Annotated in this window: 20 protein-coding genes; 10 read left to right on the top strand and 10 right to left on the bottom strand. The window is 72.1% G+C overall.

Translation table 11 applies throughout. The features are described 5' to 3' along the window. Window positions 1–6: 6 nt before the first annotated feature. Window positions 7–891 (bottom strand): methylenetetrahydrofolate reductase [NAD(P)H], encoded by an 885-nt coding sequence (gene metF, locus AA23TX_RS08560; protein ID WP_155542020.1) that lies wholly within the window; start codon window positions 889–891, stop codon window positions 7–9. A gap of 49 nt (window positions 892–940) precedes the next feature. Here metF and merB point away from each other — a divergent pair, with 49 nt between their 5' ends. From merB to AA23TX_RS08535, 5 genes are all read left to right on the top strand, one after another. Next, window positions 941–1,630, top strand: a complete 690-nt coding sequence (gene merB / locus AA23TX_RS08555) for an organomercurial lyase (protein ID WP_155542019.1) — start codon at window positions 941–943, stop codon at window positions 1,628–1,630. A 60-nt stretch (window positions 1,631–1,690) separates the two neighbouring features. Further along, window positions 1,691–2,782 (top strand): polyprenyl synthetase family protein, encoded by a 1,092-nt coding sequence (locus tag AA23TX_RS08550; protein WP_155542018.1) that lies wholly within the window; start codon window positions 1,691–1,693, stop codon window positions 2,780–2,782. 1 nt (window position 2,783) lies between these two features. Next, on the top strand, window positions 2,784–4,256 hold the full coding sequence (gene crtI / locus AA23TX_RS08545; protein WP_155542017.1) for a phytoene desaturase family protein: 1,473 nt from the start codon (window positions 2,784–2,786) through the stop codon (window positions 4,254–4,256). A gap of 77 nt (window positions 4,257–4,333) precedes the next feature. Continuing rightward, on the top strand, window positions 4,334–5,281 hold the full coding sequence (locus AA23TX_RS08540) for a phytoene/squalene synthase family protein (protein ID WP_155542016.1): 948 nt from the start codon (window positions 4,334–4,336) through the stop codon (window positions 5,279–5,281). Next, window positions 5,278–6,057: an LLM class F420-dependent oxidoreductase gene (locus AA23TX_RS08535; RefSeq protein ID WP_155542015.1), complete on the top strand. Its 780-nt coding sequence runs from the start codon at window positions 5,278–5,280 to the stop codon at window positions 6,055–6,057. Before AA23TX_RS08540 ends, AA23TX_RS08535 begins: the two co-directional genes overlap by 4 nt. Before the next feature lie 3 nt (window positions 6,058–6,060). On the opposite strand, the gene AA23TX_RS08530 is transcribed toward AA23TX_RS08535, so the two are convergent. From AA23TX_RS08530 to AA23TX_RS08520, 4 genes are all read right to left on the bottom strand, one after another. Continuing rightward, the gene (locus tag AA23TX_RS08530; RefSeq protein ID WP_155544328.1) at window positions 6,061–6,579 is read right to left on the bottom strand and encodes a CGNR zinc finger domain-containing protein; all 519 of its coding nucleotides are present in this window, start codon (window positions 6,577–6,579) and stop codon (window positions 6,061–6,063) included. 360 nt (window positions 6,580–6,939) lie between these two features. Further along, window positions 6,940–7,239, bottom strand: a complete 300-nt coding sequence (locus AA23TX_RS50010; protein ID WP_230862399.1) for a hypothetical protein — start codon at window positions 7,237–7,239, stop codon at window positions 6,940–6,942. A 6-nt stretch (window positions 7,240–7,245) separates the two neighbouring features. After that, window positions 7,246–7,584 carry a hypothetical protein gene (locus AA23TX_RS50005; protein WP_230862398.1) on the bottom strand — a complete coding sequence of 113 codons (339 nt, stop codon included), beginning with the start codon at window positions 7,582–7,584 and terminating at the stop codon, window positions 7,246–7,248. Window positions 7,585–7,699: 115 nt separating this feature from the next. Continuing rightward, a complete protein-coding gene (locus AA23TX_RS08520) occupies window positions 7,700–8,068 on the bottom strand; it encodes an Rv2175c family DNA-binding protein (RefSeq protein WP_155544327.1) in 369 nt (122 codons plus the stop codon). 103 nt (window positions 8,069–8,171) lie between these two features. Here AA23TX_RS08520 and pknB point away from each other — a divergent pair, with 103 nt between their 5' ends. The 5 genes from pknB to AA23TX_RS08495 all read left to right on the top strand — a co-directional run bounded on the left by pknB (window position 8,172) and on the right by AA23TX_RS08495 (window position 14,483). Next, window positions 8,172–10,199 (top strand): Stk1 family PASTA domain-containing Ser/Thr kinase, encoded by a 2,028-nt coding sequence (pknB, locus tag AA23TX_RS08515; protein WP_155542014.1) that lies wholly within the window; start codon window positions 8,172–8,174, stop codon window positions 10,197–10,199. Window positions 10,200–10,216: 17 nt separating this feature from the next. Continuing rightward, window positions 10,217–10,405, top strand: coding sequence for an NfeD C-terminal domain-containing protein (locus AA23TX_RS08510; RefSeq protein ID WP_230862397.1), 189 nt, complete (start codon window positions 10,217–10,219; stop codon window positions 10,403–10,405). A 55-nt stretch (window positions 10,406–10,460) separates the two neighbouring features. Then, window positions 10,461–11,966 carry an SPFH domain-containing protein gene (locus tag AA23TX_RS08505; protein WP_155542012.1) on the top strand — a complete coding sequence of 502 codons (1,506 nt, stop codon included), beginning with the start codon at window positions 10,461–10,463 and terminating at the stop codon, window positions 11,964–11,966. A gap of 312 nt (window positions 11,967–12,278) precedes the next feature. Continuing rightward, window positions 12,279–12,980 carry a hypothetical protein gene (locus AA23TX_RS08500; protein ID WP_155542011.1) on the top strand — a complete coding sequence of 234 codons (702 nt, stop codon included), beginning with the start codon at window positions 12,279–12,281 and terminating at the stop codon, window positions 12,978–12,980. A gap of 186 nt (window positions 12,981–13,166) precedes the next feature. Continuing rightward, window positions 13,167–14,483: a wax ester/triacylglycerol synthase family O-acyltransferase gene (locus tag AA23TX_RS08495; RefSeq protein WP_155542010.1), complete on the top strand. Its 1,317-nt coding sequence runs from the start codon at window positions 13,167–13,169 to the stop codon at window positions 14,481–14,483. Between the two features lie 57 nt (window positions 14,484–14,540). On the opposite strand, the gene AA23TX_RS08490 is transcribed toward AA23TX_RS08495, so the two are convergent. From AA23TX_RS08490 to gltB, 5 genes are all read right to left on the bottom strand, one after another. Continuing rightward, complete coding sequence (locus AA23TX_RS08490; RefSeq protein ID WP_196425233.1) at window positions 14,541–15,932, bottom strand: class II 3-deoxy-7-phosphoheptulonate synthase; 1,392 nt, start codon at window positions 15,930–15,932, stop codon at window positions 14,541–14,543. A 173-nt stretch (window positions 15,933–16,105) separates the two neighbouring features. Further along, window positions 16,106–17,497: an alpha/beta hydrolase gene (locus AA23TX_RS08485; protein WP_155542009.1), complete on the bottom strand. Its 1,392-nt coding sequence runs from the start codon at window positions 17,495–17,497 to the stop codon at window positions 16,106–16,108. Between the two features lie 81 nt (window positions 17,498–17,578). Next, window positions 17,579–18,466, bottom strand: a complete 888-nt coding sequence (locus AA23TX_RS08480) for a trypsin-like serine peptidase (protein WP_155542008.1) — start codon at window positions 18,464–18,466, stop codon at window positions 17,579–17,581. A 158-nt stretch (window positions 18,467–18,624) separates the two neighbouring features. Then, on the bottom strand, window positions 18,625–20,133 hold the full coding sequence (locus AA23TX_RS08475; protein WP_155542007.1) for a glutamate synthase subunit beta: 1,509 nt from the start codon (window positions 20,131–20,133) through the stop codon (window positions 18,625–18,627). Beyond that, window positions 20,126–24,679 (bottom strand): glutamate synthase large subunit, encoded by a 4,554-nt coding sequence (gltB, locus tag AA23TX_RS08470; RefSeq protein WP_155542006.1) that lies wholly within the window; start codon window positions 24,677–24,679, stop codon window positions 20,126–20,128. Before gltB ends, AA23TX_RS08475 begins: the two co-directional genes overlap by 8 nt. Window positions 24,680–24,751: the final 72 nt, after the last annotated feature.

Genomic DNA, 24,751 nt, shown 5'->3' with positions numbered 1-24,751 from the left:
ACGTACTTAAGCACGGGCCGGGACGAGCCCCAGCCTCGCGATGACCTCGCGCGTCGCCTTCGAGCGGTTGAACGTGTAGAAGTGCAGGTTCGGCACGCCCTCGGCGATCAGCTTCTCGCACAGTTCCGTGGTCACGTCGATGCCCGCCGCGCGGAACGCCTTGGGGTCCTCGGCCAGTGGTTCGAGCCGGTCCAGGAGCTTCCGGGGCGCCGGCGCGCCGGACAGCTTGATCGTCGACTGCAGGGTCCGCATGGTCGTCAGCGGCATGACGCCCGGCAGCACCGGGACGTCGCAGCCGGTCGCGGCGACCCGGTCGCGCAGCCGCAGGAAGTCCTCGGGGTCGTGGAACAGCTGCGCGATCGCGAAGTCCGCGCCCGCGCGCAGCTTGCGGACCAGGTACTTCGTGTCCGACTCCAGGTCGGACGAGCGCGGGTGGCCGTAGGTGTACGCCGAGACGCCGACGCAGAAGTCGCCCAGCTCACGGACCAGCTGCACCAGCTCTTCGGCGTAGGTGAGGCCCTCGGGATGCGGGATCCACTCGCCGTAGACGTCGCCGGGCGGGTCGCCGCGCAGCGCGAGGATGTTGCGGACGCCGACCGAGGCGTACCAGCCGATCACGTTCCGCAGCTCGGCGACGGAGTGGTTGACCGCGGTCAGGTGCGCCATCGGCACCAGCGTCGTCTCGGTCGCGACGCGGGCGATGCTGCGGACGGTGCCGTCGCGGCTGGAGCCGCCGGCGCCGTAGGTGATCGACATGTAGGCCGGGTCGTACGGCTCGAGCTCCCGGATCGCCTTCCAGAGGACGGCCTCGTCCGCCGCGTCCCGGGGCGGGAAGAACTCGATGGAGAACTTCGGCCCGTCTCCTCGCAACCGCTCGATCACCGACGTCATACCTCGAATGTTAAGGGCCACGGCTTTAGACTCGATACAGGAGTGAGCGATGAGGGATGACGACGCGAGCTGGGACGAGGACGTGCGCCTCGCCGTTTACCACGCTTTCGCCGACCGCGGACGCGCGCCGGCCGCGCCGGAGCTGGCCGACGCGGCGGGCGGGTCGCTGGCCGTCGCCAAGCAGGCGCTGCACCGCCTCGCCGCGGCCCACCACCTGGTGCTCGACGAGTCCGAGCACGTCGTGCTGGCCCACCCGTTCGCGGCGAAGTCGCTCGGCTTCTCGGTGATGGGCTCGCACACGCTGTGGTGGGGCGGCTGCGCGTGGGACTCCTTCGCCATCCCCCACCTGGTGGCCGGCGAACCCGAGGTGCTCGTCGCGACCCGCTGCCCGGGCTGTGACCAGCCGCACGCACTGGTCGTCGACCGCGCCGCACCGCCCGTGGGCGCGCAGGTGGCGCACTTCCTCGTGCCCGCCGCGGCGATGTGGGACGACGTGCTGCACACCTGCGGGCACCAGCGGCTGTTCTGCTGCGAGTCCTGTGTGGACGCCTGGCTGGCGGCGACCGGGCGGGACAAGGGGTACGTCATGGACCTCGTCACGCTCTGGCGGCTCGCGCGCGGCTGGTACGAGGGCCGGCTCGAGCGCGGCTACCGGCGGCGCGAGCCGGACAGCGCCGTCGCGTACTTCGCCGAAGCGGGCCTGACCGGCCCGTTCTGGGCGGCGACGGCCGGAGTCTGATTCGCCACATCCGGGTGCCCCGGCGGCCCGCGCCGCCGCCGGTTCCGCGAGGATGGCGGGATGAACGCGCCCGTTTCCGACGCCGATCTGCCCGCCAACGTCGAGCGCGCGCTGGCCGGGTTCCTCGGCCGGGCGAGCGACGGAATCGTGGCGACCGAGCCCACCGTGAAGGCCGGGATCGACGCGCTGAGCGGGTTCGTGCTGACCGGTGGCAAACGCTTGCGCCCGACGTTCGCCTGGTGGGGCTGGCGCGGCGCGGGCGGCGACCCGGCGGGCCCGGACGCCGAGGGCGTGCTGCAGGCGGTGTCCAGCCTCGAGCTGATCCAGGCGTGCGCGCTGATCCACGACGACCTCATCGACTCCTCCGACTCCCGCCGCGGTTTCCCGACCGTGCACATCGCGGGCGCGAAGCTGCACGCCGACCAGGGCTGGCTCGGCTCCCCCTCGACGTTCGGCCTGGCCACCGCGGTGCTCGTCGGCGACCTGGCCCTGGCCTGGGCGGACGACATGTTCGCCGACGCGGCCCTGCCGGCGGAGACCCTGGCCGCGGCCCGCCCCGCGTGGCGCGCGATGCGCACCGAGGTGCTCGCCGGGCAGTACCTCGACGTCCGCACGCAGGCCACCGGGGACGCCTCCGTCGAGGCCGCGCTGAAGATCGACCGGCTCAAGACCGCCGCCTACACCGTGCAGCGGCCGCTGCACCTGGGCGCCGCGCTCGGCGGTGCCTCCCCCGAGCTGATCACCACGCTGCTGGAGTTCGGCGGCGAGGTCGGCATCGCGTTCCAGCTGCGCGACGACCTGCTCGGCGTGTTCGGCGACCCGTCGGTCACCGGCAAGCCCGCCGGCGACGACCTGCGCGAGGGCAAGCGCACGCTGCTCGTCGCGCTCGGCCTGCAGCTCGCCGCGGAGAAGGACGAGACCGCCGCGGCCACGGTCATCGCGGACGCGATCGGCGACGCGGACCTCTCCGACGAAGGCGTCGAGACGGTCCGGATGGCGTTGCAGCAGGTCGGTGCGGTCGACGCGGTCGAGCGGCGGATCGACGAGCTGACCACCGCGGCGATGGCCGCGCTCGAGCGCGCGCACCTGGCCGAGCCGGCGCCCGCCGCGCTGACCGGGCTGGTCGTCAAGGCCACCCAGCGGACGTACTGACGTGCGGCGCGTGGAGGGGGCCACCGACCACGTCGTCGTGATCGGGGCGGGCCTGGCCGGGCTGTCGGCGACCTTGCACCTGCTCGGCGCGGGGCGCCGCGTCACGCTGCTGGAGCAGGCCGCCGTCCCGGGCGGACGCGCCGGGCAGCAGAACTTCGACGGCAACGCCGTGGACACCGGCGCGAGCGTGCTGACCATGCCCGAGCTGCTCGAAGAGGCGTTCGCCGCGGTCGGCGAGTCCCTGGCCAAGAACCTGCGCCTGACCCGGCTCGACCCGGCGTACCGGGCACGGTTCGCCGACGGCGGCGAGCTGGCGCTGCACACCGACGGCGACGCGATGGAGGCCGAGATCCGCGCCTTCGCTGGCGGCCGCGAGGCGGCGGGCTACCGCGCGCTGCGGCGCTGGCTGACCGAGCTGTACGCCGTGCAGAAGGACCGGTTCCTCGCGACGAACTTCGACTCGCCGCTCGACCTGGCCCGCCCCGAGCTGGCGAAGCTCGCGGCGCTGGGCGGGTTCGGCAGGCTCGGCCCGCGCGTCGGCCGCTACCTGCTCGACGAGCGGGTCCGGCGGCTGTTCACCTTCCAGGCGCTCTACGCGGGTCTCGACCCGGCGAGCGCGATCGGCGCGTACGGCGTCATCGCCTACATGGACACCGTCGGCGGCGTCTACTACCCCGAAGGCGGGATGGGCGAGATCGGCCGGGCGATGACCGGCGCCGCCGCGCGGGCGGGCGCCGACGTGCGGTTCGGCACCGAAGCCGCGTGGCTCGAGCGGGTGAATTCGCGGGTGCGCGCGGTCCGGACGCGCTCGGGCGAGCGGATCGCCTGCGACGCCGTCGTGCTGGCCACCGAGCTGAGCGCGGCCTACCGCCTCATCGGTGCGCGGCCGCGGCGGCCGGTGCCGCTGCGGTACTCGCCGTCCGCCGTGGTGGTGCACGGGCGGACCACCGAGAAGTGGGACCTCGGCCACCACACGATCTTCTTCGGCGACGCCTGGGAGCGGACGTTCGCGGAGATCATCCGCGAGGGGAAGCTGATGAGCGACCCGTCGCTGCTGGTCACGCGGCCGACGGCGACCGACCCCGGGCTGGCCGGGCGCGGTGGCGAAATCGTCTCGGTGCTCGCTCCGGCGCCGAACACCCACCGCGGGCCGGTCGACTGGGACCGCGTGCGCGGGCCGTACCGCGAAGAGCTGTTCCGCACGCTCGAAGCGCGCGGGCTGACCGGGTTCGGCGACGAGTTCACCGTCGACGAGACGATCACCCCCGCGGACTGGGCGGCGCGCGGGCTCGCCGCCGGGACGCCGTTCTCGCTGGCGCACACGTTCACGCAGACCGGCCCGTTCCGGCCGGCGAACCTGGTGCGCGCGGCGGGCAACGTGGTGCTCGCCGGCTGCGGCACCACCCCCGGCGTCGGCATCCCGCCCGTGCTCATCTCCGGACGACTGGCAGCGGAAAGGATCACCGGCCGGTGAACGACTTTGCCGATAGTTCCCGATCCGACCGGCAGTCACGGCGGAACCCCTCGCCTCACGCGGATCGGCTGCGGGCCGTGTCCGCCTGCTTTCGGCCGAATCGGGAACTCGACGCCGCGGGCATCACCGAGCCCGCTCTGCGCGCCGCGTACACGGAGTGCCGCCGCATCAACGCCCACCACGGGCGCACGTTCTTCCTGGCCACCCGGCTGCTGCCGGCGCGGGCCCGGCCGGCCGCGCACACGCTCTACGGGTTCGCGCGGATGGCCGACGAACTGGTCGACAACCCGGCGCCGGGCAGTGATCCGGCGGCCGAGCTGGATCGCGTCGCGGCGATGGTCGACGTCGTCTTCGACGGCGGCACCCCGGACGACCCGGTGCTCGCGGCGCTGGCCGACACGGTGCGCCGGTACGGCATCGAGCGCGGCCTGTTCGACGCGTTCCTGAAGTCCATGCGGCGGGATCTCGACCCGATCGAGTACCGGACGTTCGCCGAGCTGGGTGACTACATGTACGGCTCGGCCGCGGTGATCGGGCTGCAGATGCTGCCGGTGTTCGGCACGGTCGGCCCGCTGGCCGACGCCACGCCGGGGGCCATCGCGCTCGGCGAGGCGTTCCAGCTGACGAACTTCCTGCGCGACGTCGGCGAGGACCTCGATCGTGGCCGCCTCTACCTGCCTTCGGCGGAGCTGGCCGCGTTCGGCGTCTCGCGATCACTGCTGGAGGAGCGGCGACCCGATCCGCGGATCCGGGCGGCGCTGGCGTACTTCGTCGCGCGGACGCGGGCGGTGTACCGGCGGGCCGAGGCCGGGGTTCCGTTGCTGCGCCCGGAATCGCGGCCGTGCGTGCGGACGGCGTTGACGCTGTACGAAGGCATTCTCGACGAGATCGTGGCGCTCGACTACGACATCCTCACGCGGCGCGCGGTGGTGCCGAAGTCGCGCAGGCTGGTAGTGGCGCTACCACCCTTGGCCACGGTCTGGGCGCGCGAGACGCTCCGGGGCGGTCGTAGGCTGCGTTCATGACCGAACGACGCATCCGGATCGGGCTGCAGCTCCAGCCGCAGCACGCCGACTACGACACCATCCGGCGCACCGCCTCGGCGGCCGAGGACCTCGGCGCCGACATCGTCTTCAACTGGGACCACTTCTACCCGCTGTACGGCGATCCCGAGGGCAAGCACTTCGAGTGCTGGACCATGCTCGGCGCGTGGGCGGAGTCGACGTCGCGCGTGGAGATCGGCGCGCTGGTGACCTGCAACAGCTACCGCAACCCCGAGCTGCTGGCCGACATGGCCCGCACGGTCGACCACATCTCCGGCGGCCGGCTCATCCTCGGCATCGGCTCCGGCTGGTTCGAGAAGGACTACGACGAGTACGGCTACGAGTTCGGCACCGCGGGCGGGCGCCTGGACAACCTGGCGGAGTCGCTCCCCCGCATCGAGGCCCGCTTCGGCAAGCTGAACCCGCCGCCGACCCGCAAGATCCCGGTCCTCATCGGCGGCGGCGGCGAGAAGAAGACCTTGAAGCTGGTGGCCAAGCACGGCGACATCTGGCACGGCTTCGGCGACCCGGAGGTCGTCGAGCGCAAGGTGAAGATCCTCGACCAGCACTGTGCGGACGTCGGCCGCGACCCGGCGGAGATCGAGCGTTCGTGCGGCGTGCAGGGCGAGCCGGACGAGCTGGGCCCGAAGCTGCTGAGCCTGGGCGTCACGACGTTCACGGTCGGCGTGGGCGGCCCGGACTACGACCTGGGCGCGTTGAAGTCCTGGATCGCCTGGCGCGACAAGACCAACGGCTGAGCTTCACCCTCGCGCCCGGTGCGCGGCGACGCGCTCGCGGGTCGCGCACCGGGCCGAGCAGAACCTCCGGGGACTGCCGCCTCCCGTGTGTGCGAACGGCTTCCCGCACGACAGCGACGCGCACAGCCCTCCCGGGACGTCCTGGCGCTCCGCCAGCAGCGAGGCCAGCCCCAGCGCCGAAGACGTCACCAGCCACGCTCCCCACGGCCCGTCGTCCGCCGCGTCCGCGTGCAGGTGCCAGCCGTAACCCTCTTCGTGGTCCGTCAGCCTCGGGGGGCCCGCGTACTCCGCGAACAACGTGTTGAGCACCGAAGCCGCCGAAGCCACGTCGGGCGCCGCGAACACCTCGCGGAGCGAAACCGCCGCCGTGCGCAGTTCCGCCAGATCCGAAGGCGACAGCCGGACGTCCGGTTCGCCGTGCGATCGCAAGACCCGCGCCACCGCCTCCGGATCGGCGTCGGACAGCAGGACGCCCAGCAGGTCGACCGCGCGCTGCACGGAATCGCGGTGCGGAAAGGCCATCCCCCACTGTAACGTCTTGCCCATGCTGAGGCGTTACCTGGCCGGGGCGACGCTGGCGCGGACCGGGGACGAGCTGTCCGGCCCCGCCCTCCTCCTGCTCGGGCTGCACCAGGGCACGCACGCCGGTTCCGCGCTGCTCGCCGGGCTGACCGCGGCCGCCGCCGTGGGCGGGCCCGTCTTCGGGAACTTCCTCGACCGCAGTGCGACGCCCGGGCGGCTGCTGGCGATCGCCCTCGCCGGGTACGCGGGCGGGATCGCCCTCATCACCGCCGCCTTCGGGCACCTGCCGCTCGGGACCGTGGTCGCCGGAGCCGTCGCGGTCGGCCTGCTCAACCCGGCCATCGCCGGTGGCTGGACCGCTCAGCTGCCCGCCGTCGCCGGGCCGAAGCTCCCGAGGGCCAGCCGGCTCGACGCGCTCACGTTCACCGCCGCCGCCCTGGCCGGGCCCGGGCTCGCCGGGCTCCTCGGCGGCCCGCTCGGGCTCGGGGTGGCCGTCGCCCTGGTCGCCGCCGCGGTCCCGGTGGCCTGGTCCCTCCCCGCGAAACGACCCGGGACCGCGCCCCGCCTCAAGGACGGCTTCACGGTTCTCGTGCGCAACGCCCCGCTGAGGCGCGCCACGCTGGCGTCGGCGACGTCCTGCGCCGGCATCGGCATGGTCACCGTCTGTTATCCCCTGCTGGGCGCGACCCACCTGCGCGGCCCCGCGGACGGCGCGCTCCTGCTCACGGTCCTGGCGGTCGCGTCGCTGCTGGCCAACGGCGTCTTCACGAGATTTCCGCTGCCGTGGTCCCCGGACCGGACGGTCTGGCTGAGCACGCTGGTCCTGGCCGTGAGTGCCACGCTGGCGGCGGCCGCCGACGGCGTGACGCTGCTGGTCCTGGCCGCCGCGGTGGCCGGCTTCGGCGAAGGACCGCAGCTCACGGCGTTGTTCGCGATCCGCCACCGCGAGGCGCCGGAGCACGTCCGGGCGCAGGTGTTCACGACGGCGGCGAGCGTGAAGATCACCGGTCTCGCGGCCGGGGCGGCCGCCGCCGGGCCGCTCGCGACCTGGTCGCTCCCGGCGTGCCTGAGTATCGCCGCGGCCGTCCAACTGGCCGCCGCGGCGAGCTGTTTCCGCAGGTCAGAACGCCATCGCTTGGGCGCGCCGCTTCACCTCGGTGCCGTGGCTGGTGCGCAGGGCGTTGATCGGGGTGTTGCCCGGCAGGGTCTCGTCGGTCTCGAAGAGCCACCGCAGCATCTCGGTCCGGGAGAACCCGGAGTCGGCGAGCACCGTGATCGTCCCGGCCAGGCCCTTCACCACCCCGTCCTTGACGAAGAAAGCACCGGGAACGCACAGGTCACCGCCTCGCCGGACGGCGATCAGCTGACCGTCGCGCAGCATCTGGCGGACCTTGTTGGCCGACGTCCCGAGAACTTTCGCGACCTCTCCCACCGGGAGGACCGCGATGGCGGTGTCGAGGACGTCGTCGGCGACAGGAATCCCACTCACAGGTGACACTCTGCCACATTCCGCACTCACGCCCGTTAGTGCGCACGGGTGACCCGCGAGGTCTCCTCCACCAACCGTGTGCGGTTCCGTACGATCCATACTCGTGACTCGCACCCAACCCAGCCTGGTCGGCACGCTCCTCGAGCGGCGCTACCGGGTGGACCGGCTGCTCGCGCACGGGGGGATGTCCTCCGTCTACCGGGGGACGGACACCCGGCTGGACCGTCCGGTCGCGATCAAGATCATGGACCCGCGGTTCGCCGACGACCGGTCGTTCGTGGACCGGTTCGTGCGCGAGGCGCAGTCGGCGGCGCAGCTGCACCACCCGCACGTGGTGGCGGTGCACGACCAGGGGTTCGACCTGCCCCAGGGCGCCGAGTCCGGCCTCGCGTTCCTGGTGATGGAGCTGGTCGACGGCGGGACGCTGCGCGACCTGCTGGCCGACCAGGGCCCCCTGGACATCGCGCTGGCGCTGAGCGTGGCCGAGCCGGTGCTCTCGGCGCTGGCCGTCGCGCACCGGGCGGGGCTGGTGCACCGCGACGTCAAGCCGGAGAACGTGCTGATCGGCCGGACCGGGCCGCACACCGGCGGCGCGGTGAAGGTCGCCGACTTCGGCCTGGTGCGGGCCGTGGCGAGCGCGGGCACGACGAGCTCGAGCGTCATCCTGGGCACGGTCGCCTACCTGTCGCCGGAGCAGGTCGAGACCGGCTCGGCGTCCGCGCAGGGCGACGTCTACTCGGTCGGCATCCTGCTCTTCGAGATGCTCACCGGGCAGGTGCCCTACACCGGCGACACGGCGATCTCCGTGGCCTACCGCCACGTGAACGACGACGTCCCGCGCCCCAGCGAGCTGCGCCCGGACCTGCCGCCCGCGCTGGACGAGCTGATCACCCGCGCGACCCGGCGCGACGCGGCGCTGCGCCCCGCCGACGCCGGGGAGTTCCTGACCGAGCTGACGGCGGTGCGCGCGCAGCTGGGCCTGCTGCCGGTGAACGTGCCGGTCCCGGTCTCGCGCGGCCAGGGCGACCTCGCCGACACCGAGCGCACGCTGCCGCGGATCCCGCAGGTGCCGGACACCGAGAAGACCATGCCGGTCAACCGCCCGAACGCGACGCGGGCGCTGAGCCACCCGGGCACCCCTCCCCCGGGCTTCACCCAGCAGATCCCGCCCGTGCGGCCGCCGGTGGCCCGGCGCCGCGGCGGGTCCGAGCCGGAGAAGCCGACGGACAACCGGAAGCGGATCGCCGTCATCGCCGGCGCGGTGCTGCTGTTCGGTGGGCTGATCACGGCGTTCATCTTCATGATCACCGACACCGGCGGCGCCAAGACCGCGACCGTGCCGAAGCTCGTCGGGCTGAACCAGGCCGCGGCCGGCGACGCGCTGCGGGCGGTGAAGCTGAACCCGCAGTTCAGCCAGGAGTACGACAACTCCGTGCCGTCGAACACCGTGCTGCGGGCCGAGCCCGCCGAGGGCACCTCGCTGCAGCCGAACTCGAACGTGTCGGTCGTGCTGTCGAAGGGCCGCCCGACGGTGCCGGACATCCGGCCGGGCACCGCGCTGCCCGACGCCGAGCAGGCCATCAAGACCGCGCAGCTGACCCCGGCCCGCGGTGGCGACGACTTCGACGCCGACGTCCCGCAGGGCGCGGTGATCCGCACCGAGCCGTCCGCGGGCAGCCAGCTGAACATCGGCGGCCAGGTCACGATCATCGTGTCGAAGGGCCCGATCCCGCTGCCGCCGGTCCCGGACGTCACCGGCCGGAGCAAGGACGAGGCGTTCCAGCTGCTGCAGCAGGCCGGCTTCGAGCCGTTCCAGGCGGGCGAGGAGTTCAAGCAGGACGTCGCGGGCGGCGCCGTCACCCGGACCGACCCGCCGGCCAACTCGCAGGCCAAGGAGAAGCGGATCGGCGTCTTCGTCAACAACGCCGTGCAGGTGCCGGACGTGCGGTTCCGCTCGTTCGACGACGCCCAGAAGATCCTCGAGCAGGCCGGGCTGAAGGCCGACCGCGACGGTGGCCGGGGCCGCGGCAACGGCGGCGGCGGGTTCGACTTCGTCTTCCAGCAGGACCCGCAGCCGGGGACGTTCGTGCAGAAGGGCTCCAAGGTCAAGCTGAAGGGCTTCGGGGGATGATCGGCAGCCGTGGCCGCGTGACCGGCACGATCGGTCCCGGCCTCATCGGCGAGGTGCTCCTCAACGTCCGGGGCGGCACGGAGGCGTTCTACGCCTACCCGGCCGACCCGGACGCGTCCTTCTCCTCCGGCACCCAGGTGCTCGTGGTCGACTTCGAACCCCCGCGGACGGTTTATGTCGAGCGGTGGCAACCGCTGGGCCGCTGACGGCGTCGAAGGGGCACCAACACCTACAACAGAAAAGAGCGAGGGGGTCGGTGCCATGAGTCTCGTCGAAATCGTGCTGTACGCGGCGGGTGGGCTCATCGTCGTGCTGTTCGTGATCTTCGGCATCCTGCGGCTGCTGTACAAGGTCGCCGAGCCGAACGAAGCCCTGATCATCTCCGGGCTGGGCGTCCGGGTCGATCGCGCGGACACCGCGGACAGCCTGGGCTTCAAGATCATCACCGGCCGCGGGGTGAACGTCCTGCCCGGCTTCCAGACCGCGCGCCGGCTTTCGCTCGACACCCGCGGCGTCAACCTGCAGGTCTCGTGCGTGACCAAGCAGGGGCTGCCGGTCACCGTGCGGGCCGTGGTCATCTACAAGGTCGGCGACGACTTCGCGTCGATCGCCAACGCCGCCCGCCGGTTCCTGGACCAGCAGAAGGGCATGAACGACACGATCCACGAGCTGTTCTCCGGGCACCTGCGCTCGATCGTGGGCGGGCTGACCATCGAAGAGATGATCCACAACCGGGACGCGCTCACCGGCGAGGTGCGCCAGTCGTCGGCGACGGAGATGATCAAGCTGGGGCTGATCGTCGACTCGCTGCAGATCCAGGAGATCGACGACGAGTCGGGCTACATCACCAACCTCGGCAAGCCGCACGCCGCCGCGATCGCCGCGTCGGCCCGCATCGCCGAAGCACGGAGCGACCAGGAAGCCGCCGAGGTCGAGCAGATGTCGGCGGCGAAGAAGGCGGCCGCGGTCCGCGAAAGCCAGATCCAGCAGGCCGGCTACCAGGCCGAGGTCGACCAGGCCCGGGCGAAGATGTCCCAGTCGGGTCCGCTGGCCGAGGCGACCGCGCGCCAGGAGGTCGTCGTCCAGGAGACGCGGGCGGCCGAGCTGGAGGCGGCGCTGGCCGAGCAGCGGCTGCAGTCGCAGGTCCGCAAGCCGGCTGACGCGAAGGCGTACGACACGCGTACGACGGCTGACGCGGCCCGTGACGCTTCGATCGCGAAGGCGCAGGCCGAGGCGAAGGAGACCGAGCTGCGGGCCGCGGCGGACGCGACCCGGGTGAAGACGGCCGCCGAGGCGGAGGCGCAGGCCACGAAGGCGCGGGCCGAGGCGATGGCGGGCGCGACCCGGGCGACCGGTGAGGCCGAGGCCGCCGCCGCCAAGGCCCGCGGTCTGGCCGAAGCGGAGTCGGCCAAGGCGAAGGGTCTCGCCGAAGCCGAGTCGGCCCGGGCGAAGGGTCTCGCCGAGGCGGACGCCATCAAGGCGCGCGCCGCGGCACTGGCGGAGAACCAGGAGGCGGTCGTCGCGCAGCAGCTGGCCGAGCGCTGGCCGGAGATCGTCGAGGCGGGCGCCGGCGCGTTCGGCAACATCGACCACATGGTCGTGCTCAACGGCGCCGAGGGGATGTCCGACATGTTCGCCAAGGCGCTGTCGCTCGGCGGGACCGGCCTCGGCCTGGCCCGCCAGCTGATGGACGCCATGGGCAAGCCGACCGAGAAGGAGCTCGAGAAGCAGGCCCAGTCGAACGGCGAGCTGAAGCTGACCGACTAGTGCCTGCATCGAAGTCGGTCAGAGCCGTTCGGCAACCGCGGCCCGGCTCTCGAGTCCCCGACGGTCGTGAGTGAGAAACTGGGTTAGAACACTGTTTCTCACTCACGACCACGGCCCGGCCGGACATCGACGCCGACTTCGATACACACGGAAGGGCGTCCGGCTTGCGCGACCGGCGTGTCACGCTGCGTACGGCCTCTGTGTCCCGGATCACGGGAGGCAGGGGCCGTACGCCCGTTCGGGGGCGGCAATTCCCGTGCCGGTGTCCTACCGTGGGCGCATGGTGCCGGACACTGGGTCGCGGGCCGTCCGATGAGCTTCTTCACCGGCGGTCCCCGTGAGCGTCCCCTGTTCCCCGTGCCGGAGCAGGAGCTCTACGCGTTCAACGGCCGGCACTGGACCGATCCCCCGCGCGAGTACATCGTCCCGGCGGTGCTGCCGCTGGCGCAGCCGCTGGGCCGGTCGGAGCGCACGATCGTGGCGCTGCGGTCGGTCGAGGTCTGGCCGCAGGCGCTGACGCTGCGCATCACGGTGTTCTCCCGCGACAGCCTGGTCGACGACCCCGCCGAGGGGCTGATCGACCACCGGCGCAAGCCCGACTACAACGGGCTGCTCATCGGCGTGCTCTACGCCGACGGCAGCCGGGCGAGCTCCGAGACGATCTCGGTGCCGTCGGCGTCCGAGCCGCCGGACCCGGTGCTGCGGGCGCAGCCCGTCGGCGGCACGCGCTTCGCCGTCGAACACGAAGTGTTCCTGTGGCCGCTCCCGCCGGCCGGCCCGCTGAAGCTCGTCGTCCAGTGGACCGACCGCGAGATTCCCGAGACGCGCACGACGCTCGACGGCGGCGCGATCCGGGCCGCGGCGAAGGACGCCGCGGAAATCTGGCCGGGGCTGCGCAAGCGGCAGGTGAACGGCCTGCCCGTCCGCCGCGTCGGCAAGCAGGCGGCACTCACCCCCGAATGGGGGACCTCGGTGGCGCGGGCGGAAGAACCCGGGTCCACCCCCGCGGAGTAGCGCTTTTCCTGATCTGTGACCCGTAGCACCGGCGCCCGGGGTATCTCGAATGGATGAATGGGGCGGGTAGTTAGCGTCGTGGAAACACTTCGACCACCCGCCCGTCATGTCGGGCTGGTGGAGTGAAGTTCGCTCCCTTCCGACGCACGTGGCCGTGCACACCCCGCGAACCCGGAAAGGTCGCCCATGGCAGGCTCTCCGCTCAGCGCGCTCGACGTCGCTTTCCTTTGCCTGGAAAGCGAAAAGTCCCCGATGCACATGGGGGCGGTGGTCACGTTCGCCGCCCGCGGCCCGGTGGACCCCGCCGCGCTGACCGCGGTGCTGGCCGAACGGGCCGCCCGGCTGCCGAAGCTGCGCCAGCGGGCCCGCGCGGAGCTGTTCCCGCCCGGCTCGGCCAGCTGGGCCGAGGACCCGGAGTTCGTTGCGGCGGACCACATCCACCACGTGACGCTGAGCTCGCTGTACGAGCCGGACCCCCTTTCCGCGCACGCGTCGCGGTGGATCGCCGAGCCGCTCGACACGTCCCGGCCGCTGTGGGACCTCACCCTCGTCACCGGGCTGCCGGACGGGAACTTCGCGCTGCTGCTCAAACTGCACCACGCGCTCACCGACGGTGCCGGCGCGTACGCGGTCGCGGCCGGCCTGCTCGACGGCGTCGAGCTGCCGGAGCGGACCCCGCCGCGCTCGCGGCCGATCCCGGCCCCGCGGTCCCCTTTGGACACGGTGAAGGACGCACTGGGCTCGGCCTGGGGCCAGGCGAACGAAGCCGCCGGGATCGCGTCGTCGGTGGTGCGGGCGACGCGGCCGGCGCCGTCTCCGGTGTCGGCGCCGTCCTCGGCCGAGCGACGGCTCGGGTTCGTCCGGCTGCCGCTGGCGGAGCTGCGCCGGGTGCGCAAGGCCCACGGCGGCACGACCAACGACGTCGTGCTGGCGGTGCTTTCCGGCGCACTGCGCGAATGGCTGGTGAACCGCGGCCACCGCGCCGACGGCCGCACGCTGCGCGCGCTGATCCCGGTGAGCGTCCGCGGCCGGGCGGGCGACCAGCTCGGCGGCAACAAGCTGTCCGGGTACCTGTGCGACCTGCCGGTCGGCGAGGACGACCCGGTCGAGCGCCTGCGGGTGGTCCGCCGGGCGATGACCCGCAACAAGGCGGCGGGCCCGAGCCGTGGCGCCGGTGCGCTCCCGCTCCTGGCCGACCGCGTGCCCCCGTTGCTGCACCGGCTGGGCACGCGCACGGCGGGGCTGGCCGCGCCGATGCTGTTCGACCTGGTGATCACGACGGTCCCGGTACCCCCGGCCCGGCTGTCACTCGGCGGCGCCCGGCTGGCGGAGATCTACCCGTTCGTCCCGCTGGCCCCGCGCCACGCGGTCGGCATCGCGGTGGCGACGTACCGCGACTCGGTCCACATCGGACTGCAGGTCAACGGCGAGGCGGTGCCGGACGTGGGCTCCCTGCGGGACGCGGTGCTGAAGTCCGTGGACCGCCTGCTCGACGTTTCCTGACCGAACGCCCCCACTGTGGCCTCGGGGAGTCGCCAGGCCACATGGGGGCGCCGGGGCTCAGCCGCGGAGCATCTCCGCGACCAGGAACGCCAGCTCCAGCGACTGCTGCGTGTTCAGGCGCGGGTCGCAGGCCGTCTCGTAGCGGCCCGAGAGGTCGATGTCCGAGATCTCCTGGGCGCCGCCCAGGCACTCCGTGACGTCCTCGCCCGTCAGCTCCACGTGGATGCCGCCCGGGTACGTGCCCAGCTGGTTGTGGACCTCGAAGAAGCCCTGGACCTCGTCGACGATCCGGTCGAAGTGGCGGGTCTTGTAGCCGGTGGACGACTCGTGCGTGTTGCCGTGCATCGGGTCGCACTGCCAGATGACCTTGTGCCCGGACGCCTCGACCCGCTCGACGATGCCCGGCAGCACCTCGCGGACGTTGCCGTTGCCCATCCGCGCGATCAGCGTCAGCCGGCCCGGTTCGAAGCGCGGGTCGAGCCGCTCGACGTACTCCACGGCCTGCTCGGGCGTGGTCGTCGGGCCGATCTTCAACCCGATCGGGTTGGCCAGCAACTCGGCGAACGCGATGTGCGCGCCGTCCAGCTGGCGGGTGCGCTCGCCGATCCACAGGAAGTGCGACGACAGATTGTACAGCTTCGGGTTCGCCGCGTCGGCGTTGTCCAGGCGCAGCATCGAACGCTCGTAGTCGAGCAGCAGCGCTTCGTGGCTGGCGAAGATCTCGGTGGACTGCAGCGACGTGTCGGTCACGCCGCAGGCCGACATGAACCGCAGGCCGCGGTCGATCTCGTTGGCCAGCGCCTCGAAGCGCTGCGCCGCCGGGGACGCCGAGACGAAGTCCTTGTTCCAGTCGTGCACCTGGTGCAGGTCGGCCATGCCGGCGCCGGTCAGGGCGCGGACCAGGTTCATCGCCGCGCCCGCGTTCGCGTAGGCGCGGATCATCCGGCCCGGGTCCGGCACGCGCAGCTCGGGCTTCGCGACCAGCGAGTTGATGATGTCGCCGCGGTACACCGGCAGGCCCAGCGCGTCGGTCGCGGCCGAGCGCGGCTTCGCGTACTGGCCGGCGATGCGCCCGACCTTGACCACCGGCAGGCTGGCGCCGTAGGTGAGCACGACCGCCATCTGCAGCAGCGTGCGCAGGTTGGCGCGGATGTGCGGCTCGGTGTTGGACTCGAACGTCTCCGCGCAGTCACCGCCCTGCAGGAGGAAGGCCTCGCCGCGGGCGACCATCGCCAGCCGGCCCTTGAGACGGTCGATCTCGGCCGGGACCGTGATCGGCGGCACGCTCTCCAGGACACCGCGGACGCGCTTGGTCAGCTCGGGATCCGGCCACTCCGGCTGCTGCGCCGCCGGGAGGGCGAGTGCCTTGTCCAGGCGGGCCCTCAGTTCGGGCGGGAGCGGCGGCAGTTCGGGCAGCGTGTCGACGGGGACGTCCACAGTCCAGTTCACGAACACCAGGATAGGGTTCCCGCCCCGCTCGGCTTCGCCCGGTTCGCCCCCTGACTGGCAGATCCCTCGATCTGCGCGCCCGGCCGCCCCCGGTTCTCGCCGCCGAGCTGGGAACTTGCCCGGACCACCACCGGCGGCCCGTGCCCGAGTCCGCACGGCGGGAGAACCGCGGCTCAGCGGCCGGCCGGGCAGGAGCCGCCCACCTCGGGGAAGACCCCGTCCCGCAGGTAGCCCAGCACCGCGGCGTTCCCGCAAGCGTTCTCGCGCGTGAAGACGCCGTGGCCGCCCGCGTCGACGGTCACCAGCCGGGCCCGGTTCCCGAAAGCGGCTCGCGTTTCGCGTGCGCCCGGCAACGGGGTCGCCGGGTCGCGCAGGTTCTGCACCAGCAGGAGGTTCGCCGGGCCGGGGCCGCCCACGCGCACCGGCGGTTCGGTGCGCTCGACCGGCCAGAACGCGCACGGGTTCACGTTCGCCGCGGCCGGGCCGAACATCGGGTGCCGCACCCGTTCGCGCTCGACCGCGCGCCGGTAGTAGCCGAGCTGCCCGGGCCAGTCGGAGTCGTTGCAGATCACCTGGAGCTGCAGCGACGCGCGGGTGTCACCGTCGAGCGGACCCGCCGCGACGCGTGCGGTGCCCGCCCATTCCGCGGCGAGATCGGGGAAGCGCGCGTCGTCGTAGAGCCCGTTCCACGTGTCCGAGCGGAACTCAGGGCCTCTCGCGGCGGCCAGCTCGAAGAACTTCGCCGTCACCTGCGCCGGGGTCCGCCCCAGGTGGTAGGCGTCGTCGCGGGCCGCCGCCCAGGCGGCGAAGTCCGGGAACCGGTCGTCGAACCCTTCGGCGAACCGCTGGTTGGCGCGGACGTCGAGGCCCCGCGGGCCGAGGACGCTGTCGAGGACGATGCGGTCGCCGCGGGCGGGGAACATCGACGCGTAGGCGGCGCCGAGGTAGCTGCCATACGAGAGGCCGTAGTAGGAGATCTTCTTCTCCCCCAGCGCTTCCCGGATCCGGTCGAGGTCGCGCGCGGTGTTCGCGGTCGTCATGTGCGGCAGCAGGTCCGCCGTCGCCGCTTCGCCGCACTGCTTCGCGACGACACGCGCTTTCGCCGCGGTGGTCACGACGTCACGCGGGACGTCGGCGTACGGGCCGAGCACGGCGCCCCGCTGCTCGGGCGTCAGGTCGCACGTGACCGGTGTGCTGTAGCCGGTGCCGCGCGGGTCGAACCCGATGACGTCGTAGGCGTCCGGGAGGCCGGAGCCGCCCGTCCGCTGCAGCAGCTGGGCCGGCATGGCGAGGCCGGGACTGCCCGGGCCACCGGGGTTCATCAGCAGCACGCCGCGCCGCTTGCCCGGGACGCCGGCGTGCCGCGAGAGGGTCAGCTCGATGGTGCGTTCCGGGTGCGCGTAGTCGAGCGGCACGCGCAGTTTCGCGCATTCGAGCCCGGCCGTGGGCGACGGCGACATGCCGTAGTCCGGGCAGGGTGTCGTCCACTCGAGACGCGGTGCCGCGTCCGCCGGCGGGGCAGCGAGCAAAGGCAGGAAAGCCAGGAGTACCACCGTTTTTCGCATGCTCCGAGCGTGGCCCGGCGGAAGCGCGGAGACGTCAGCCCGGAGGCCGGACCCGGAAGTCCGCCCCCGGGCTGACGACGGTCACCCGGCTTGCGCGCGGTTGTAGAGGTTCTGCGCGTCGGTGCCGAAGTACGGGCCGAACATGTAACCCGGCAGGAACACGTACCCGAAGCTGTTCACCGAGGCCTGGACGCCGGTGCCGGTCGCCTCGCTGAACGACAGGAACCACGGGCCACCGCTCGAGCCGCCGGTCATGTTGCAGCGCATGCCGTGGTCCTTGGTCAGCAGGAAGTCGGTGAACGTCGTGCCGCTGCAGTAGTCCAGCTTGGTGCCGTCGTACGGCGCCTCGGCCGGGTAGCCGAAGGTGTACATGCTCTGGTTCTTCGGCTGGTTGAAGGCGATTCCCTGCGCGCCGACGACATCGGTGAGCCGCTGGCCGTTCAGCGGGTTCACCACGGCCATGCCGACGTCGTAGTTCATGTCCTCACTGGCTTCCCACTGCGGCGTGGTCAGCGTGGTCTTGGCCGCCCACTGGCCGTAGGGCGCGTTGCCGTTGTCGTAGCCGGGGACGAACGTCCACTGGGTGTGCCAGGTGCCCTGGTACTTCACGCAGTGCCCGGCGGTGACGACGACGCTGCCGTTGGTGCTCGTGACGGCGTCGCCAGAGCAGGACGCGTTCTGGCCGTTGAAGACGAAGAAGACGCGCCCCGCGGTGTGCGTGACCTGGCCGCCGCCGGTCCACACACCCCCGCCGTTGGGGATGCTCCGGATGATCGCGCTCTGCCCGCGCGCGACGTCCGCCGGAGTGAACGCGGGCGCCTGGACGAGGTGGTCCATCGGGACGGCCGCCCGCATGGCCTCGGGCGTCCAGAAGGGTTTCGGAGCTGCCTGGGCGGGCACGCCGACCAGGGCGAACGCGAGGGAGAGGACCGCGGCGACGACCGCTGCCCGGAAAGCCGTGTGCTTCAAGACGCCCACCTTCCGCCGAGGTGAATTGCCGCGAAACCGGCACAGTTACTCGAAAGTAGTTGCCCGTGTACGCAGAGCACAGCCACCGTTCGGCGTAATGGGTCGAAACGGGCGAAAGCCCCCTCACCAGCGGCGAGGGGGCTTCCGGACGCGAGAGCTCAGACGACCGCGAGCGGCAGCGCCGTCGGGTGGACCGGGGCCGGGAGGTCCGACGCGCCCGTCAGGAACGCGTCGACCGCGTGGGCCACCGAGCGGCCTTCGGCGATCGCCCAGACCACCAGCGACGCGCCGCGGTGGGCGTCGCCGCAGACGAACACCCCCGGGGTCTCCGTCTGCCAGTCCGCGCCGCACGACAGCGTGCCGCGGCGGGTCAGGGACAGGTCGAGACCGTCCAGCAGCGGCATCTCCTCGACGCCCTCGAAGCCGATCGCCAGCAGGACCAGGTCCGCGGGCAGCGTCTCGATCTCGTCGTTGACCGGGATGACCTCGCGGCGGCCGGTGGCCGGGTCCTTCTGCACCCGCACCTGCTGCAGTTCCACCGCCGTCACGCGGCCATCCGAGGAGCCGACGAACCGCTTGACCGCGACGGCGAACTTCCGCTCGCCCGCCTCCTCGTGCGCCGGGTAGGTGCGGAGGATGTACGGCCAGGTCGGCCACGGCGACCGCTCGTCGTCCCGGACGGACGGCGGCGTCGGGTACTGGTCCAGCTGCGTCACCGAAAGCGCGCCCTGGCGGGTCGCGGTGCCGTAGGAGTCGGCGCCGGTGTCACCGCCGCCGATGATCACCACGTGCTTGCCGCGCGCGTCGATCGGCGACGGGCCGTCGCCCTCGACGAACTTGTTGGCCGGCACCAGGTGCTCCATCGCCAGGTGGACGCCGGCCAGCTCGCGGCCCGGCGTCGTCGTGTCGTCGCGGCCGCGCAGCGCGCCGACGGCGAGCACGACCGCGTCGTACTGCGCGCGCAGGTCCTCCACCGACAGGTCGACGCCGACCTCGCAGCCGGTGACGAACCGGGTGCCCTCCTTGCGCAGCTGCGCGAGGCGCCGGTCGAGGACCTTCTTCTCCATCTTGAACTCGGGGATGCCGTAGCGCAGCAGCCCGCCGAGGCGGTCGTCGCGCTCGAACACCGTGACCTCGTGGCCGGCGCGGGTCAGCTGCTGGGCGGCGGCGAGCCCGGCCGGGCCGGACCCGACGACGGCGACCCGCTGCCCACTGGCCACTTCGGACACCTGCGGCTGGACGTAGCCCGCTTCCCACGACTGGTCGGCGATCGTCTGCTCGACGCGCTTGATCGCCACCGGACCGCCGGAGTCCGGCGAGATCGACAGGACGCAGCCCGCCTCGCACGGCGCCGGGCACAGCTTCCCGGTGAACTCGGGGAAGTTGTTGGTGGCGTGCAGCCGGTCGCTCGCCGCGGCCCAGTCGCCGCGGCGCACCAGGTCGTTCCACTCGGGGATCAGGTTGCCGAGCGGGCAGCCGGAACCGCCGGAGTGGCAGAACGGGATGCCGCAGTCCATGCAGCGCGACGCCTGCCGGCGCACCTTTTCGTTGCGCTCGCCCGGGTCGACGTCCGCGTAGACCTCGCCCCACGAGTGCAGGCGGTCCTCTTTGGACTTCTTCTTGGGCTCTTCGCGGTCGTACTTCAGGAAACCGGTCGGGTCAGCCACGAGCGGCCTCCATGATCGCCTCGTCGACGTCGCGGCCGGCGGCCTTGGCCGCCTTCGCCGCGTCCAGGACCCGCTGGTAGTCACGCGGCATCACCTTGGTGAACGCCACGGAGCGGCGCGGCCAGTCGCCGAGGAGCGAGGCCGCCACCGCGGAGCGGGTGAGATCGTGGTGCTGCTGCACCGTTTTCTTGAGCCAGGCCAGGTCGTCCGCGGTCGGCTTGAGCAGGTCCACCATGTCCTGGTTGACCTTCTTGCGGTCGACGTCGAGCACGAACGCCATGCCGCCGGACATGCCGGCCGCCAGGTTGCGCCCGGTCGGGCCGAGCACCACCGCGCGGCCGCCGGTCATGTACTCGAAGGCGTGGTCGCCGACGCCCTCGGCGACGACCGTGGCCCCGGAGTTGCGGACGCAGAAGCGTTCGCCGACCTGGCCGCGCAGGAAGATCTCGCCGCCGGTGGCGCCGTAGGCGATCGTGTTGCCCGCGATCGTCTGCGCCTCGGCGGCGAAGGACGCTTCCGGGTCGGGGCGGACGACGATCCGGCCGCCGGACAGACCCTTGCCGACGTAGTCGTTCGCGTCGCCGACCATGTCGAGGGTGATGCCGCGCGGCAGGAACGCGCCGAGCGACTGGCCCGCCGACCCGGTGAGCGTGACGTGGATCGTGCCCTCGGGCAGGCCGTCCCCGCCGTAGCGACGGGTGATCTCCGAGCCGAGCAGCGTGCCGACGGTCCGGTTGACGTTGCGCACCGGCAGCTCGATGTTCACGTGGTGCGCGTCTTCCAGCGCCGCCTCGGCGAGCTGGATGAGCGTGCGGTCCAGGGCGTGCTCGAGGCCGTGGTCCTGGCCTCGGGTGCGTCGCTTGGCGCCGCCGTACGGGGTCTCCGAAGGCATTTCGAAGATCGGCGACAGGTCGAGACCGGACGCCTTCCAGTGGTCGACGGCCTCGTCGGTGTTCAGCAGCTCGGCGTGGCCGATGGCCTCGTCGAGCGTGCGGAAGCCCAGCGACGCCAGGGTTTCCCGGACCTCTTCGGCGACGAACTTGAAGAAGTTGACGACGTGCTCGACCTGGCCGGTGTAGCGCTTGCGCAGCTCGGGGCTCTGCGTGGCCACGCCGACCGGGCAGGTGTCGAGGTGGCAGACGCGCATCATGATGCAGCCCGCGACGACGAGGGGGGCCGTCGCGAAGCCGTACTCCTCGGCGCCGAGCAGCGCCGCGATGACGACGTCTCGCCCGGTCTTCATGGCGCCGTCCACCTGCACGGTGATCCGGTCCCGCAACCCGTTGAGCAGCAACGTCTGCTGGGTCTCGGCGAGGCCGATCTCCCACGGCGTGCCCGCGTGCTTGAGCGAGTTCATCGGGGACGCGCCGGTGCCGCCGTCGTGGCCCGAGATGAGCACGACGTCCGCGTGCGCCTTGGACACGCCCGCCGCGACCGTGCCGACGCCGAGCGAGGACACCAGCTTCACGTGGATGCGGGCGTGCTCGTTGGCGTTCTTGAGGTCGTGGATCAGCTGGGCCAGGTCCTCGATGGAGTAGATGTCGTGGTGCGGCGGCGGCGAAATCAGGCCGACGCCCGGCGTCGAATGCCGGGTGCGCGCGATCCACGGGTACACCTTGTTGGGCGGCAGCTGGCCGCCCTCGCCGGGCTTCGCGCCCTGCGCCATCTTGATCTGGATGTCGTCGGCGTTGACGAGGTACTCGCTCGTGACGCCGAAGCGGCCCGACGCGACCTGCTTGATCGCGCTCCGGCGCTCGGGGTCGTAGAGCCGCTCGGGGTCCTCGCCGCCCTCGCCGGTGTTGGACCGGCCGCCGATCCGGTTCATCGCGATGGCGAGGGTTTCGTGGGCCTCGGCCGAAATCGAGCCGTACGACATCGCGCCCGTGTTGAAGCGCTTGAAGATCGCTTCGGCGGACTCGACCTCGTCGAGCGGGATCGGCTCGCGCACGCCGCTGTGGAAGGAGAACAGCCCGCGCAGCGTGCCGCCTTCGCGGTAGAGGCGGTGCACCTCGTCGGTGTACTTGCGATACACCTCTTCGCGGCCGGTCTTGGACGCGTGCTGCAGCAGGAACACCGTCTCCGGCGTGAACAGGTGCAGCTCGCCCTCGCGGCGGTAGGCGTACTCGCCGCCGGTGTCGAGTCCACGGTGGACGCGCTCGGTCGGGTTGTCCGGGTACGCCCGGCGGTGCCGGACGGCGACCTCTTCGGCGAGCACGGCCAGGCCGACGCCGCCGAGCTTCGACGACGTCCCGGTGAAGTACTCGTCGAGCAGGTCCTGGGCCAGGCCGAGGGATTCGAAGACCTGGGCGGCGGTGTACGCGCCGACCGTCGAGATGCCCATCTTGGACATGATCTTCAGGACACCCTTGACCAGCGCCTGCACGTAGTTGCGGATCGCCTTGCGCGGCTCGATGCCGGTGACCGCGCCCTGCCCGATCATGTCCTCGATGGTCTCGAAGGCCAGGTACGGGTTGACCGCGGCGGCGCCGTAGCCGAGCAGCAACGCGATGTGGTGCACCTCGCGCGCGTCGCCGGATTCGACGACCAGCGCGACGCGCAGGCGTTCCTTGGTGCGGACCAGGTGGTGGTGCACCGCGGACACCAGCAGCAGCGACGGGATCGGCGCCATCCGGTGGTCGGAGTCGCGGTCGGACAGCACGAGCGTGCGCGCGCCGGCGGCGATCGCCTCGGACGCCTCGCGGCGCACCCGCTCGATCGCACCGGCCAGCGCCTCGGCGCCGCCGTCCACTTCGTACAGTCCGGAAAGGACACTGCAGGCGAACCCGGGGAGGTCGCCGTCGTCGTTGATGTGGATGAGCTTCGCGAGCTCGTCGTTGTCGATGACGGGGTACGGCAGCTTGAGGTGGCGGCAGGACGCCGGGCCGGGGGCCAGGAGGTTGCGCTCCGGGCCCATGATCCGCGCCATGCAGGTGACGAGCTCCTCGCGGATCGCGTCCAGCGGCGGGTTGGTCACCTGCGCGAAGTTCTGCTTGAAGTAGTCGTAGAGCAGCCGGGATCGCTGGGACAGCACCGCGGGCGGGGTGTCCGTGCCCATCGAGCCGATCGGCTCGGCACCCTTCTCGGCCATCGGCGCGAGCAGGATCTTCAGCTCTTCTTCGGTGTAGCCGAAGGAAAGCTGGCGCCGCAGCACCGAGTCGTGGCTCTGCACGACGTGGTCGCGGTCGGGCAGCTCGGCGAGCTGCAGCAGGCCCGCGTGCAGCCAGCCCTCGTACGGCAGGTCCTTGCCCAGCGCGGACTTGACCTCTTCGTCGTCCACGATCCGGCCGGCCTCGGTGTCCACGAGGAACATCCGGCCCGGCTTGAGGCGTCCCTTGGCCACGACGTCCTTGGGGGCGACGTCGAGGACGCCGGCCTCGCTGGCGAGCACGACGCGGTCGTCGGCCGTGCGCCACCAGCGCGCCGGGCGCAGGCCGTTGCGGTCCAGGACCGCGCCGACGAGCGTGCCGTCGGTGAAGGTGACGCACGCCGGGCCGTCCCACGGCTCCATGAGACTCGCGTGGAACTGGTAGAAAGCGCGGCGTTCCGGCTTCATGGTGGCGTGGTTCTCCCACGCCTCCGGGATCATCATGAGCACGGCGTGCGGCAGTGAACGCCCACCCAGGTGCAGCAGCTCCAGGACCTCGTCGAAGGACGCCGAGTCGGACGCGTCCGGCGAGCAGATCGGGAACAGCCGGGACAGGTCGCCGTCGAGGAGGTCGGACTCCAGCAGCGCCTCGCGGGCCCGCATGCGGTTGCGGTTGCCGCGGATGGTGTTGATCTCGCCGTTGTGGGCCACGAACCGAAAGGGGTGGGCCAGCGGCCACGACGGGAAGGTGTTGGTGGAGAAGCGGGAGTGCACCAGCGCGATGGCGCTTTCCAGCCGCTCGTCGCGCAGGTCGGCGAAGAACGCGGGCAGCTGCTCCGGCGTGACCATGCCTTTGTAGACGATCGTCCGCGAGGACAGCGACGGGAAGTACGTGCCACAGCCGGAATTCGCGCTTTCGTGCTCGACGCGCTTGCGCAGGCAGAAGGCCAGGCGGTCGAGCTCGATGCCCGCTTTACCTTCCGACGCCACGAAAAGCATGGCGAAGTGCGGCATCACCGAGCGGGCGGTCGGACCGATGTCGGCTCGGTCGGCGTCGACCGGGACCTCGCGCCAGCCGAGGACTTCGAGTCCTTCTTCGACGGCGATGCGTTCGGCCAGCTCGACGGCTTTGCGGCGCTGCTCGGCGTCTTCGGGCAGGAACGCGATGCCGGCGGCGTAGGCGTGGTCGCCGCGCTCGCCGGGTTCGGGAAGCGCGAAGCCGGCTTCGGCGCGCAGGAGCGTGTCGGGCAGTTGCAAGAGGATTCCGGCACCGTCGCCGCTGGTGGGTTCGGCGCCGGCGGCGCCGCGGTGGTCGAGGTTGGTCAACGCGGCGAGGCCGTCGGTGACGATTCCGTGGGAGCGCCGCCCGCGGATGTCGGCCACCATGGCCACACCGCAGGAGTCCTGTTCGGTCTCGGGGTCGTAGAGACCCTGCTTGCCGGGGATGGCGGAGAAGATCATGAAGGGACCTCCTTCGTCGTCTTGTCGTGCGGGGCCGGGCTACCGGCCGGGGAGCGCACGGGACGACGATGG

The organism is Amycolatopsis camponoti (assembly GCF_902497555.1).
GTDB lineage: Bacteria > Actinomycetota > Actinomycetes > Mycobacteriales > Pseudonocardiaceae > Amycolatopsis > Amycolatopsis camponoti.
The sequence above is the reverse complement of the archived record's forward strand: the minus strand, read 5'-3'. Positions and strand labels throughout refer to the sequence as shown.